The sequence below is a fragment of the Streptomyces sp. NPDC006365 genome (assembly GCF_042870755.1).
In the GTDB taxonomy this organism is placed as follows: Bacteria; Actinomycetota; Actinomycetes; order Streptomycetales; family Streptomycetaceae; genus Streptomyces; species Streptomyces xiangluensis.
The window spans coordinates 929,889-941,997 of sequence record NZ_JBIAHS010000001.1 but is presented as its reverse complement, the minus strand read 5'-3'; the positions used below and the strand labels follow the sequence as shown (position 1 = coordinate 941,997).

The 12,109-nt window shown below is 68.2% G+C and carries 12 protein-coding genes and 4 pseudogenes; 6 read left to right on the top strand and 10 right to left on the bottom strand.

Annotated elements, in window-relative coordinates:
• Positions 1-72: 72 nt before the first annotated feature.
• Positions 73-645, top strand: a complete 573-nt coding sequence (locus ACFYO0_RS04395; RefSeq protein ID WP_388670320.1) for a TetR/AcrR family transcriptional regulator — start codon at positions 73-75, stop codon at positions 643-645.
• A gap of 132 nt (positions 646-777) precedes the next feature.
• On the opposite strand, the gene ACFYO0_RS04390 is transcribed toward ACFYO0_RS04395, so the two are convergent.
• Positions 778-1,386 (bottom strand): DJ-1/PfpI family protein, encoded by a 609-nt coding sequence (locus ACFYO0_RS04390; RefSeq protein ID WP_388670317.1) that lies wholly within the window; start codon positions 1,384-1,386, stop codon positions 778-780.
• A gap of 162 nt (positions 1,387-1,548) precedes the next feature.
• Between ACFYO0_RS04390 and ACFYO0_RS04385 the strand changes: the two are divergent.
• A pseudogene (locus ACFYO0_RS04385) lies at positions 1,549-1,626 on the top strand (hypothetical protein); the annotation flags it as partial.
• 200 nt (positions 1,627-1,826) lie between these two features.
• On the opposite strand, the gene ACFYO0_RS04380 reads toward ACFYO0_RS04385, so the two are convergent.
• On the bottom strand, positions 1,827-2,837 hold the full coding sequence (locus tag ACFYO0_RS04380) for an enoyl-CoA hydratase/isomerase family protein (RefSeq protein ID WP_388670314.1): 1,011 nt from the start codon (positions 2,835-2,837) through the stop codon (positions 1,827-1,829).
• Positions 2,838-2,902: 65 nt separating this feature from the next.
• The gene (locus ACFYO0_RS04375) at positions 2,903-3,508 is read right to left on the bottom strand and encodes an iron-containing alcohol dehydrogenase (RefSeq protein WP_388670311.1); all 606 of its coding nucleotides are present in this window, start codon (positions 3,506-3,508) and stop codon (positions 2,903-2,905) included.
• Between ACFYO0_RS04375 and ACFYO0_RS04370 the strand changes: the two genes are divergently transcribed.
• From ACFYO0_RS04370 to ACFYO0_RS04360, 3 genes are all read left to right on the top strand, one after another.
• Positions 3,490-3,639: a LysR family transcriptional regulator gene (locus tag ACFYO0_RS04370; RefSeq protein ID WP_388670308.1), complete on the top strand. Its 150-nt coding sequence runs from the start codon at positions 3,490-3,492 to the stop codon at positions 3,637-3,639. The genes ACFYO0_RS04375 and ACFYO0_RS04370 overlap by 19 nt on opposite strands.
• Positions 3,597-3,902 (top strand): alpha/beta hydrolase, encoded by a 306-nt coding sequence (locus ACFYO0_RS04365; protein ID WP_388670305.1) that lies wholly within the window; start codon positions 3,597-3,599, stop codon positions 3,900-3,902. Before ACFYO0_RS04370 ends, ACFYO0_RS04365 begins: the two co-directional genes overlap by 43 nt.
• Before the next feature lie 128 nt (positions 3,903-4,030).
• Positions 4,031-5,920, top strand: a complete 1,890-nt coding sequence (locus ACFYO0_RS04360; protein ID WP_388670301.1) for a propionyl-CoA synthetase — start codon at positions 4,031-4,033, stop codon at positions 5,918-5,920.
• A gap of 314 nt (positions 5,921-6,234) precedes the next feature.
• Here ACFYO0_RS04360 and ACFYO0_RS04355 read toward each other — a convergent pair whose 3' ends face one another.
• From ACFYO0_RS04355 to ACFYO0_RS04345, 3 genes are all read right to left on the bottom strand, one after another.
• Positions 6,235-7,209, bottom strand: coding sequence for an NmrA family NAD(P)-binding protein (locus tag ACFYO0_RS04355; protein WP_388670298.1), 975 nt, complete (start codon positions 7,207-7,209; stop codon positions 6,235-6,237).
• Positions 7,210-7,281: 72 nt separating this feature from the next.
• A complete protein-coding gene (locus ACFYO0_RS04350) occupies positions 7,282-8,316 on the bottom strand; it encodes an alpha/beta fold hydrolase (RefSeq protein WP_388670295.1) in 1,035 nt (344 codons plus the stop codon).
• 33 nt (positions 8,317-8,349) lie between these two features.
• Complete coding sequence (locus ACFYO0_RS04345) at positions 8,350-9,051, bottom strand: SDR family oxidoreductase (RefSeq protein ID WP_388670292.1); 702 nt, start codon at positions 9,049-9,051, stop codon at positions 8,350-8,352.
• Positions 9,052-9,641: 590 nt separating this feature from the next.
• Here ACFYO0_RS04345 and ACFYO0_RS04340 point away from each other — a divergent pair.
• A pseudogene (locus ACFYO0_RS04340) lies at positions 9,642-9,946 on the top strand (transposase family protein); the annotation flags it as partial.
• 16 nt (positions 9,947-9,962) lie between these two features.
• Here the strand turns inward: ACFYO0_RS04340 and ACFYO0_RS04335 are convergent.
• The 4 genes and pseudogenes from ACFYO0_RS04335 to ACFYO0_RS04320 all read right to left on the bottom strand — a co-directional run.
• Positions 9,963-10,291: pseudogene (locus ACFYO0_RS04335) on the bottom strand (transposase); the annotation flags it as partial.
• Between the two features lie 125 nt (positions 10,292-10,416).
• The gene (locus ACFYO0_RS04330) at positions 10,417-11,013 is read right to left on the bottom strand and encodes an HDIG domain-containing metalloprotein (RefSeq protein WP_388670289.1); all 597 of its coding nucleotides are present in this window, start codon (positions 11,011-11,013) and stop codon (positions 10,417-10,419) included.
• A gap of 513 nt (positions 11,014-11,526) precedes the next feature.
• Positions 11,527-11,784 (bottom strand): DUF6069 family protein, encoded by a 258-nt coding sequence (locus ACFYO0_RS04325; protein ID WP_388670286.1) that lies wholly within the window; start codon positions 11,782-11,784, stop codon positions 11,527-11,529.
• Between the two features lie 21 nt (positions 11,785-11,805).
• Positions 11,806-12,015 (bottom strand): annotated as a pseudogene (locus ACFYO0_RS04320) (dihydrofolate reductase); the annotation flags it as partial.
• Positions 12,016-12,109: the final 94 nt, after the last annotated feature.

Genomic DNA, 12,109 nt, shown 5'->3' with positions numbered 1-12,109 from the left:
GTATGTGTGTCAGACCATGGACTAAGCTCGGATTGCGAGGCGACGGCCTTACATTGCGACGGGAGGAAGCCTGTGGCGCGCTACGCCAAGGAACACAAACAGGTGACGCGGCAACGGATCATCGAGAAGGCCGGCCACCGATTCAAGCAGGACGGGATAGACGGCTCAGGCATCTCGACACTGATGGCGGACGCCGGGCTCACCAACGGAGCGTTCTACGCCCACTTCGCCTCCAAGGACGACCTCGTCGCCAACGTTGTCGCCGATCAACTTCGCACGCAGGTGGAGAGCTACGACACGCTGCGGCCCGGCCGACAGGGACTCGAGGACTTCGTTCGCGGCTATCTGTCGCCCGAGCACCGTGACCAGCCCGGCACCGGATGCCCCTCCGCCGCGCTGCTCGACGAGATCGGCCGCTGCGCGGACGACACCAAGCAGGCGTACACCGAGGGCGCGACGGCCATCATGGAAGAGATCGCCGCCCGTCTGGCGCCTGCGGATCCGCAGTCCGCCCGCAGCAAGGCCATCGGGCTCTTCACCATGGTGGTGGGGACGCTGCAACTGTCCCGCGCCCTCGCCGACCGTCAGTTCGCCGACGAGGTCCTCGAGCAGGGCATCGCAAACGCCCTCACGTTCATGCACTGAGAGGAACGGCCGAGCCGCAACAGTGTGGCGATCGACCTCCGCCGGGCGACGGGCGAGGTCATTGAGCCGAGCCCCGAGGCGACAACCGTTCCGCTCGTCCGGTGGCGGCCCCGAAAGGGTGATCGCGGGGCGTCAGCGCAGTGCAACCTCGCCCGCGTGGACGGCACGCATGGCGCGCTCGACAGTCTCCTGATTTTCGCCGACCGGAGCCACGTAGTCGATGACGTCGCGCGCGGCCCCCTCCCCGAGCATTCGGGTGATCACCCACGTGGCGAGATACTGGGACGCCAGGCAACCGCCCGCCGTAGCGATGTTCCCCTCGGCGTGGAACGGCGCGTCCAACACCGTGACGTCGCAGGCTTGGACAAAGGGCCGGCTCTTCATGTCCGTGCAAGCCGGTATGCCATGCAGCAACCCGAGTCGGGCGAGCACCAGCGCGCCTGAGCACTGCGCACCGATCAGCTGTCGCGAGGGGTCGAGCTGCAGACTGGAGATCAGCCGGTCGTCGGCGACCACGGCTCGCGCCTTCACCCCGCTGCCGATCAGCACGACGTCGGCTTCGGTCACGAACTCCATCGGGCGCTGCCCGGTAACCTCGACGCCGTTCATCGACGTGACCACCGGCGTCGGCGTCGTAATGAAGGCTTCCAAGCCGTCCTTACGGCACCGGTTGATCAGCGCGGAAGCGATGAAACTGTCGAGCTCGTTGAACCCGTCGAAGGTGACCACGGCTACCTGCATCACGACTCCCCCAAGTACGGCATCGGATCTGCAGTCTCTCTGGCGCGCCGTTCCGGGACGAGAGCCAATCAGCGACTGGTGGCATGCCTACCGCCACTCTGTGTCTCGAACTCCGAACCCGAGTGCCGTACTTACATACTCGAGCGCGAAAGACGCGGCAACATGGAGGCCAGCGGCTCCCAGCTGCGTAAACTCGGCGCCCTCTACGACAGCGGGAAGCTCCGCCCGGTCATCGACAGCGCCTTCCCCTTCGACCAGACGCTCGAGGCGATGGCGCACGTCGAACAGGGCCGCACCAAGGCCGGCAGGTCGTGGTCTCGATGGTGCCCGACAACGACTGAGACCGTGCCGGGCCACAGACCCTCCGTCCGGTACGGTCACCCCCGGAGGGGCGACGACCGCCCCTCGCGCGAGGCAATGTCCTGCTCACGGCGGGATGCTCAGGCCGACAGCGTCCGTCCGCCGAGCGACGCACGTTGCCAGGTGGGAGTGCGGTCCTTGTCGACCAGGGCGGCACGGACGCCCTCCAGGAAGTCCGGCGTGCGGATGGTCGTGCGCGTGAGGGCGAGTTCTGCGTCAAGGCACTCGCGCAACGTGTGCTCCCTACCCCGGGCCAGCAGGGCGTGAGTGATCTCCAGGCTCTGCGGTGAGGCGGACTCCACGGCGACCAGCGCGGCTGCCGCCCAGGGGGTCTCGAGGTGGCGCAGGCGTTTCTCGATCTCGCCGAGGGACGGCGCGCCGAACGCCCAGTCCACGTCCCCGCGTACCTCCGCCAGTCCGCTCTCCGCCACCGGGGAACGGCCGGCGAGGCGGTTCAGGACGACGTCCACCGGGTCGCCGGGGTTGTCGGCCAGGGCATCGCCGACCGCGTCGAGCCCGTCCGCGGGGATGAAGTGCGTGGCCAGCCCCGTGTACAGGGCGTCGGCCGCATCGAGCCGGTGCCCGGTCAGTCCCAGGTACATGCCGATCGCCCCGGGCAGCCTCGGCAGGAAGTAGCTGGCCCCGATGTCCGGGAAGAACCCGATTCCGGTCTCGGGCATCGCCAGCACCGCGCGCTCGGTGACGACGCGGAAGCTGCCGTGGACGGACAGACCGAGACCGCCGCCCATGCACAGGCCGTCGATGAGCGACACGACCGGGACGGGATACTCGGCGATCCGGGCGTTCAGCCGGTACTCGGAGGCGAAGAACCGCTCACTGGCCTCGGCATCCCCGGCGAGGCTGTGCTCGCGGATCGTGCGGATGTCTCCACCCGCGCAGAACGCCTTCGTGCTGGTGCTGGCGAGCACCACAGCGGACAGCGGTATGCGCTCCCACTCAGCGAGCACACGGTCGATGGCGACGACCATGCCTGTCGTCAGGGCGTTGAGCGCCTTGGGCCGGTTCAGCAGAATGCGGCCGACGCCTCGGTGGACGTCGGCGAGAATCTCGACCGCAGCGGTGTCAGTCATCGGTCGTCATCTCGTCATCCGCGGACCTGGCTGTCGTGGCCATTACGTTCCTCACTCGCCGGGTGTCAGGCGGAGATCTGCGCGTAGAGATCCTGGATCTCCTCCGCGGTGGGTACGACGGGGTTGTTGGCGGGGGATCCGGACGCGAGCGCCTGCTCGGCCATGAAGGGCAACAGGCGGAACCACTCGTCTTTGTCGATGCCGTGGGCTTGGGGGGTGGGCACCTCAAGATCCTGACACAGGGCTCGGAGCGCCTCCACGAGCCTATCGGCGGCCAAGGCGTTGCTGTCGCCGTCGGTGGCGGCTCCGAGGGCGCGGGCGCAGTCGGCGTACCGGCTCTCGGCGGCGGGCGCGGAGAACGCGGTCACCGCGGGGAAGAGCATCGCGTTCGACAGACCGTGGGCAACGTGGAAGTGAGCGCCGATCGGGCGGCTCATGCCGTGCACGAGCGCCACGCCGGCGTTGGAGAAGGCGATGCCGGCCTGGGTCGCGGCGAGCATCATCGCCTCGCGAGCCTCGGTGTCTCCCTCGTCGGCGTAGACGCGGCGCCCGCGCCCCGCAGCCGGCCGGCTCCCCTCGCTCCGTCGACAAGCGCAAACTCCGCGCGGACGATCTGCGCTACCTGATCGCGCTGTCCCGTACCGGGCGCCTGGTGACAGCCGCCGACGCACTCGGTGTGGATCACACCACGGTGTCACGCCGTATCGCCGCGCTGGAGAAGAGCATCGGCCTGCGCCTCATCGAGCGCGGCACGGAGGGATGGACGCTGACGGACATCGGAAGAGCCATCTCGGAGACCTGACCGGCCTGCCGCCCACCACCGTCCACTACGGCGAGTACGAGACCCTCGCCGACGACGGCGCCCAGCTCGGCCGCCGCCTCGCGGACTTCAAGGTCACCTCCGAGGTCCACCCGATGCCCGAAGGCCGGCACTCCTTCGTCCTGGGCGCCGGGCGCGTACCCGAGGTGGACCAGGCGATCCAGCAGATGGGCCAGTGGCTCCGTAAGCACCTCGGCGCGCGAGCAGAAGCTGCACCTGACGGCCAGACCGCCGCACCACCGTGATGCCGGTGACCGGCACGCCGGTCTCCGGCATCCTGCTCGACCAGGCCGGCCGGCGTGCGGTACTTGTGTCAGACACCGTTCCACACGCAGCCCCACCAATGTCCCTCGATGCCACAAAGGAGTGCGCGATGGGAACGTACGAGGATGTCTTCGCCGCCAGTACCAAGGACCCGGAGAGCTTCTGGCTGAAGGCGGCAGAGGGCGTCGACTGGGAAGTCGCTCCGCGGCGCGCCCTGGACTCCTCGGGCGCACCGTTCTACCGCTGGTTTCCCGACGGGCGGCTCAACTTCTGTTTCAACGCGCTCGACCGGCACGTCGAAGCCGGCCGAGGCGAACAACCCGCGCTCGTCTATGACTCTCCCGTGACCGACACCCGCCGCACCTACACCTACGCACAGCTGAGGAACGAGGTGGCGGCCTTCGCCGGAGCGCTCGCGCAACTCGGCGTGGGGCACGGCGACCGGGTGGTGATCTACATGCCGATGGTTCCCGAGGCCGCCGTCGCGATGCTGGCCTGTGCGCGCATCGGCGCGGTCCACTCGGTCGTCTTCGGCGGGTTCGCCCCGCGCGAACTCGCCCTGCGCATTGATGACGCGGCCCCGAAGGTGGTCGTTTCCGCCTCCTGCGGCATCGAGGGCAAGCGGGTCATCGCGTACAAGCCCCTGCTCGACCGGGCGATCGAACTCGCGGCCCACAAGCCGGAGAAGAGTGTGATCCTGCAACGCCCGCAGGAACGGGCAGAGTTGGGGCCGGACGATCTCGACTGGGCCGAGCTGGTCGCCGCCGCGCCGCCGGCCGACTGCGTTCCCGTCGCCGCCACCGACCCCCTCTACATCCTCTACACGTCCGGAACGACCGGAAAACCCAAGGGAGTCGTACGTGACTGCGGCGGCTACGCGGTCGCCCTCCACTGGTCGATGGGAGCCGTCTACGACGTGGGACCGGGCGAGACCATGTTCACCGGCTCCGACGTCGGCTGGGTCGTCGGACACTCCTACATCGTCTACGCGCCCCTGCTGGCCGGAGCGACGACTGTCCTGTACGAGGGCAAGCCGGTCGGCACCCCGGACGCGGGCCAGTTCTGGCGCGTTGCCGCCGACTACCGGGTCAAGACCCTGTTCACCGCGCCCACCGCCTTCCGCGCGATCAGGAAGGAGGACCCGACGGGGGCGCTCACCGCGGACTACGACCTCTCACACCTGCGCTATCTCTTCCTGGCCGGTGAGCGCCTCGATCCCGAGACGTATCACTGGGCGAGCGCCCTCCTGGGCGTCCCGGTGATCGACCACTGGTGGCAGACCGAGACCGGGTGGCCCATCGTCGCCAACCCGGTCGGCATCGAGGCCGCGCCCGTCAAGCCAGGCTCCCCGACACGCCCACTCCCGGGCTGGAACGTCCGTGTCCTCGACCCCTCGGGCGAGCCGGTGCCCGCGGGCGTCGACGGCGCGATCGTCGTGAGGCTCCCCCTGCCGCCCGGCGCACTCCCCACTCTCTGGAAGGACGACGACCGCTACGTCGCCTCCTACCTCTCCGCCTATAACGGCTACTACCTCACCGGCGACAGCGGCCACATCGACGACGACGGCTACGTCTACGTCATGGGCCGCACCGACGACGTCATCAACGTCGCCGGACACCGGCTGTCCACCGGCAGCATGGAAGAGGCCCTGGCCGCCCACCCCGACGTCGCCGAATGCGCCGTCATCGGCGTCGCCGACGAACTCAAGGGACAGATCCCGCGCGGCTTCGTCGTCCTGAAAGCAGGCAGCAACCGCGAACCGAGCCAGGTCGAGGCCGAACTCGTCCAGCTGGCACGGGAACGTATCGGCGCCGTCGCCTCCCTCAAGGACGTCACGGTCGTGGCCGCCCTGCCCAAGACCCGCTCGGGAAAGATCCTGCGCAAGACCATGCGCGGCATCGCCGACGGCCACGACGAACCCATCCCCTCCACCGTGGACGACCCCGGCGTCATCGAGGTCCTGCGCCCGGTCCTCCGCCGCGCCGGTCACACCCCGTGAACGGTGAGGCTTCGGCTTATGAGGTCGATCATCGCGACGTGGATTAATGCTTCGGAACGGTGAGGGCGGGTTTCGTAGTCGCGAGCGGGCCCGGCACGGGTGCTCGGTGCATCGTGCCTACTGGGTGACCGATGCCGTCTCCACCGCGGCCGCCGACCTACTGGCTCGGTACCCGGCGAGGTCGCCACAACAGCGTCACCGGGCGCACCGTTCCGCGTCCGGCACCCCGCCGGATCCCTCACCGTCCAGGTCGACGTGGACGGCCCCGCCCTCCGGATCCGCAGAGCGACCGCTGGATCCGATCGCTCAGCGGTTCAGGCAGCCGCCAGCTTCCGGATGCGCGGGTGGTTCTCCAGAGCCCACCGCACGGTCTTCGGCGGGCGTCCGAGCAGGGTTTCCAGCTCGTCGGTGATGCCGCCGTATCCTCCGCGGCCGATGATCCGGGTCAGGGTCTTCAGGTGCTCCGCGATGTGCGGGTACGCGGACATGTTGCTGTCCACGTAGGTCTTGTTCCAGGTTTCGATGTCTTCGGGAACATACGTGACCGGGCGTCCCAGCACGGCCGCGAAGTCCTCCGCAATCCCGTGCATGTCCTTCAGCTCCGGACCGGTGAGCGCGTAGGACTTGGAGATGTGCGGCGCCGGGTCGGCCAGGATCTTCGCGCACAGTTCCGCGACGTCGTAACCGGCGATGGGTGCGAGCCGGTGGTCGTCGAAGGGCAGGCGCAGTTCACCGTCGGCCAGTGAGCCCAGAGCCAGCCAGGTCATGATGGGGTTCTCGACGAAGAAGGCCGCCTGCACGTTGACGGTCGGGACGCCGGACCACTCCAGCACCTGCTCGGCGACCCAGTGGGCCCGTTGCTGCGGCGACCAGTTGGCGACGAGTCCGCCGAGCCACGCGCGCCGTTCCTCCTCCGGCGCGGTCATCTTGTCGAAGGTCATGAACGACTGCTCGTACTCGGAGATGTTGACGAACACCTCGATGTCGCCCTGAGCCCGCGCCGCCGCGGCCATCAGGCTCACGGCGTCGGTGTAGTACGGCGACAGGCTCATGCTGAAGTAGATGCGCCGGACGCCCTTCAGCGCGGCGGTCACGTCGGCGATGGTGAGCAGGTCACCGACGAAGACCTCCGCCCCGGCCTGGCAGAGCGAGTGCGCGCGTTCGTCGTCCTGGCGTACGAACGCGCGCACCGGGTGCCCTTGTTCGAGCAGCATGTCGACCATCGTCCGGCTCACACCACCGATTTCGCCGGCGGCACCGGTGATCAGGATGGGGTTGCGCTCTGGCATCAAGGTGTCCTCTGTCTGGTGGGGATGGGTCAGTGGTTCGGAAAGCCACGAGGCGGATGCCGCCGCGTAGCGTCATCGGGACGCGGAGCCGTCGATGCGGGAGAGGAAGTCGAGGAGTGCGGCGTTGACCTCGGCGGGACGCTCCTGCTGTGTCCAGTGGCCGCAGCCCGGCAGCACCACCGGGCCGTGCAGTTGAGGCGCGACAGCGGTCAACGGGTTGCCCGGTCCGCCCTGGCCACGGAAGATCTCGCTCAGCGAGGGGCCCCCGTCCGGGCCGCGCAGCGAGGTGACCATGTCGCGGTCTCCCACCACGTACAGCGCGGGGACGTCGATCTGGCGCCCCCGGAAGGGCGCGAGGAGTTCGTTGTTGCGTTCGATGTTCCGGTACCAGTTGAAGGCTCCGGTGAAGGCCTGCTCGCCGTGCAGTGCGAAGTCCTCGGCGTATGCCTGAATGTCGTCCTCCGTCAGCCACGCAGGGAGGACGGGCGACTCCGGCATGGTGTCCAGGAGGCCCAGACCGTCGGGTATGACCAACGGGCGGGGCTCCCTGCCGAGCGGGTTGTCGCCCGAGGCCCCGACCAGGAGACGGCGCAAGGAATCCGGGATGTCCTTGGCGAACTCCGCGTCGGCGACTCCCGGCTGCTGGAAGTAGACCTGGTAGAAGCCCTCGCCGTACTGGGCGCGGGTGATCGAGGGCGGGATCATCCCGCCCGGCAGAATGGGCGGAATACTGAGCCCTGCCACCGCGCGGACCTTGTCCGGGCGCAGCATCGCCGCGGTCCACGCCACGGGTGCACCCCAGTCGTGGCCCACGACGACCGCCTGCTCCTCCCCGAGTTCCTCGATCAGGGCGATCACGTCACCGACGAGGTGGAGCAGGGTGTACGACGCCACGTCCGGCGGTTGCTCGCTGCGGGCGTAGCCGCGCTGGTCGGGGGCGACGACCCGGTACCCGGCCGCAGCCAGCGCCCCGAACTGGTGACGCCAGGAGTACCAGCTCTCCGGCCAGCCGTGCAGCAGCAGGACCAGCGGCCCCTGCCCCTGCTCGGCGATGTGCAGTCTGACTCCGTTCACGTCGACGAAGCGGTGGGTGAGCGGACTTTCCACGCGGATCTCCTTGAAGTGCGTACGTGCGTGCTACTACTTCGCCAGCTGGGCGTACATGGCTTCCGGGTCGGCGGACAGCTGCGACTTGACCCAGCGGGTGGTGTCGTCGGCCAGCACCTCGTGCGACCCCGCCTCGATGCCGTCGAGTGCGGCCACGGCGATGTCGCGGGGGGCGGCCTTGGGTGCGTCGACGCCCGAGGTCATGTCGGTGTCCACGTAGGCCATGTGGAGCCCGGTCACCGCGATGCCGCGCGGCAGCAGCTCCAGGCGCAGGGAGTTGGTCTGCGACCACAGGGCGGCCTTGGAGGCGCTGTAGGGCGTGCCGTCGGCCAGCCATGACAGGACGGAGTGGGCGTTGAGGATGTGACCCCCGCCATTGCGCTCGATGACCGGTACGAAGGCTCGGGTGACCAGCAGAGGCCCGTAGAAGTTGGTCTCCAGATCCCGGCGCAGCTCCTCCATCGGGGAGCTGAGGTACGAGGCGCGGACGGAGGCCCCGGCGTTGTTGATCAGGATGGTGACGTCCTGGGCCTGCGCGGCGGCGGCCGCCACGGACGCCGGGTCGGTGGCCTCGAGCGCCAGCGGAACGGCACCGGGGTGCGTCACCGTGCGCGGGTCACGAGCCGTGGCGTAGACCTTGCCGGCACCGCGCGCGTAGAGCTCCTCGACCAGCACCTTGCCGATACCCCGGCTGCCTCCGGTAACGAAGACGGTGGCGCCCTTGATCACTGTCATGACTACCTCCATACAGATAGAAACCGATCGGTTTCACCACCGTAAACCGATCGGTTTCGTCATGCAAGTCGGGTGAGCGGCGGATGACCACGGGCGCACGGTGTCCAGGTGGAGTCAGGCGGATCTCAGGCTTCCGGGAAGCCGGCCGCACACCCGTCGGTGCAGGCCGTACTCGCCTTGCGTGCGGCGGGACGTAACGAGCCCGCCGGCAGTGATCGACGTGGCCTGGTGGCGCGAGCTGTGGCTGGCGGCCTGCGGGGCCCTTGTTCCGCTGATGCGGCACCGTCTCGGCGGGCAAGCGCCTCGACACCACTCACAAAGGAGACCGGTCGCTGGCGCCTTGGGAGGGGAAGGGATGAAGTCCCCGGGTGACGATCAGCCCCACGTCCGCGTCGGTTCGACGGACCTAGCACTGGGCCGCGTCACCAGTGCGGGCCTGTCCGCGAACAGGGCTGCACGGGCGCGGTCCCAACCGCGAAGTAGTCGGTATGCAGCTGGTCGAAATCTTCATCCCGGCCGGGCTGAACGCGGATGCCGCGGCCGTGGCCGAACAAAAGGTTGATCTGCCGGTTCCGCTCCGGAATCAGGCACCCGGCGCCGCCCACGACATCACAGCCGCCCGCACCTACCGCGCATCGGCGCTCTGGCCGAGGCAGGCATCAAGTGCTTTGCGGACAAGGGATATCAGGATGCGGGAGGCACCGTGGTCGTCTCTTTCCGCGGCAAGCACCGGAACCTGTCCGCCGGCAAGCAGGCGGACAACGTCGCCCAGGCGAAGATCCGCGCCATGGGCGAGCAGGCCATGGCCACGCTCAAAGGCTGGCGCCCGCTGCGCTGCAGCACCACCCGGATCACCGACATCGTCAAGGCCGTCCTCAGACCCGTGCGGGGGTGAGCCGGCCGGGCTCGGCCGCGTCCGGCCGGAGCCAGTGGGTGACGTCCACTGCCAGGACCAGGCGTTCGTCGGCGGCCTTGGGCCGCGGCAGCCCGGCCAGCACCTGCCGCAGCTGCGGCAATCGACATCCCCGCTGTTCAGTGCGTCGTACATCGCGCCGTGCCCGCGCCGGTGCTCGGCCGTCAGTGTGAGGTCCACCGGTGTGGTCACCGGCCCGTCCGCACACAGCAAAGCGTCGTCAGCTCGAACAGCGTGTCCCGCGCACGGTCAGGCAGTCGAAGAAGTCTTCCCGCCTACCGCCACCGCGGACGCTTCACGCCGGACATCGTGATGCAGCAGACTCATTCCCCCACGGCCTTCGTGCTGGTCAAGTGCCTCTTTGGTCGGAGCACAGGATCAGATGGAGGCCGCGTTCGCGTCCCCGGAATCCCCGTACGAGCGATCACGTTCGGGGCATCGTTCGACTCACCTCACGCTTGGCGGTGACCGAACTCATCTCTGATGGCCGTGAGGTCAGGTTCGCCGAACTGGACCTGCAGTCGGTGGAATGTGCGGACTTTGTCGCTTCCATATCTCTGCAGGTGCGCGGTGTAGGAGCTGGCAGCGAGAAATTTCGGGGGCGTGGTCTTGCTGTGAAATTTGTCCGCGTACATCACCAGTTGCTCTTCCACGGTCACGGCCAAGTAGTCGGCCACAGGTAGATCCAGCCGCTGTTCACGGATGTCGTGCCTGGTGAGACCGACTCCTGTGTGGCAGGAGCAGAAGCGGCGGAGGCGCTCTGGGAAGCCCTCCTGGCGGAGGATCTCGTGGCCGAGGACTCCGTGGCGGATGTAGTTGCTGTGATCGAGACGTCCGGCATGGTCGTAGAGCCGGTAGACGCCGATGTCGTGGAGCAGTGCGCCTGCACGCACAAGGGCAGTGTCAAGCTGGAGGACAGTGCGAGCCATGAGGTTCTCTGCGATGCGGCAGATGATCTCGCAGTGCGTGTACACAAGGTCGAGAGCCTCACGCGTCGGTGCGTACTTCTCGTGCAGTGCACGCGTCTGCTGGACCGTCGGCAGGGTCACCGCGGCAGCGTAACAACCCTTCGCACAGCCGAATGAGCCGTTCACCCCACGAGTGAGGGCAACCTAAGCAGCTCACGCTGAGGGATCGGGTGGCCCGGGGGCACCCCCGGGCTCCCACAGAACGGAGCGTGACATTCTTCCCGTCACTCCGCTCTTCTCATCGAGCCCACACGAACTCGCGGTCCCACGCCCAGTGCTTGAAGAGTCCCCGCGCTCGTTGCACGAGTCCGGTCCACCATGCGCGGAAGCGTTTGCAGCCCCGCAGCCGTTTGTATTTCTGCCGCGCCCATCGCATCAGGTAGGTGTTGATGCTCGAAGGAAGGGATACACCGGAGCTTCATCGCTACTACGAGCCGGTCCGCCAGCGCGTGCCGCATCGGTACTCAACGCCTCACGGTTTCTGCCGCTCGGCGCGCTGAAACGTGACCGGGGTACCGGTGCGCCCCCGACAGGAGCGGGTGGCGTTCGGTCTTCATGCCCGCAAGGTGCCCTGTGCTTTTTGGCACACGCGACTCAGCTTTCGAATTGACCAAGAAACAAGAAAACGGACCTGGAATTGGCGAACTCGGACAACGGGATCGTCTCGCCACCATCGGGGACCTCGAAGTCGACGCCAACAGCCTGGGCAAGCGCCGCGGCGAGGGTGGTGGCCACCGTCGCCGCGAGCGTGGCGATGAGGCCGGTGCCGGCGAGCCCGCGAAGTCGCTGGGCGTGGCTGGTCCGGCCCGATGCCGGGCCTGCGACGCCCCCGATGTCACTCGTGCTGTTCATGTCGTTCCTCCATCATTGGTCGGTGAGCCGCACCGACTCCGGCGGCGAGCTCGTCACGACGACGAACGCGGGCTTGCCGACCTCCCCGGCGCCGTAGCCGGTCTTGCGTCCGGAGAATGCTCAGGTGTGCAGGGCCTCGCCGCCGGTGCCCAGACCATTGTCCGGGCTGGGGTCGGGCCCGGTGACGAAGCCGTCGAGGGAGACCGAGATGTCAGCGATGATTCGAGTCATGCCAGGGCAGACCTGATCCGCCGCCCAAACTCATCGCTCACGCGTGAAGCGTGCGCCGGAAGTGAACCCGATGGCACGACGCCCGAAGTGGCAC

Coding starts and splice junctions, on each gene's coding strand:
- ACFYO0_RS04365 (WP_388670305.1), top strand. CDS start 3,597: ATGGACGCTGACGGACATCGGAAGAGCCATCTCGGAGACCTGACCGGC.
- ACFYO0_RS04360 (WP_388670301.1), top strand. CDS start 4,031: ATGGGAACGTACGAGGATGTCTTCGCCGCCAGTACCAAGGACCCGGAG.
- ACFYO0_RS04345 (WP_388670292.1), bottom strand. CDS start 9,051: ATGACAGTGATCAAGGGCGCCACCGTCTTCGTTACCGGAGGCAGCCGG.
- ACFYO0_RS04390 (WP_388670317.1), bottom strand. CDS start 1,386: ATGCAGGTAGCCGTGGTCACCTTCGACGGGTTCAACGAGCTCGACAGT.
- ACFYO0_RS04325 (WP_388670286.1), bottom strand. CDS start 11,784: ATGAACAGCACGAGTGACATCGGGGGCGTCGCAGGCCCGGCATCGGGC.
- ACFYO0_RS04355 (WP_388670298.1), bottom strand. CDS start 7,209: ATGCCAGAGCGCAACCCCATCCTGATCACCGGTGCCGCCGGCGAAATC.
- ACFYO0_RS04380 (WP_388670314.1), bottom strand. CDS start 2,837: ATGACTGACACCGCTGCGGTCGAGATTCTCGCCGACGTCCACCGAGGC.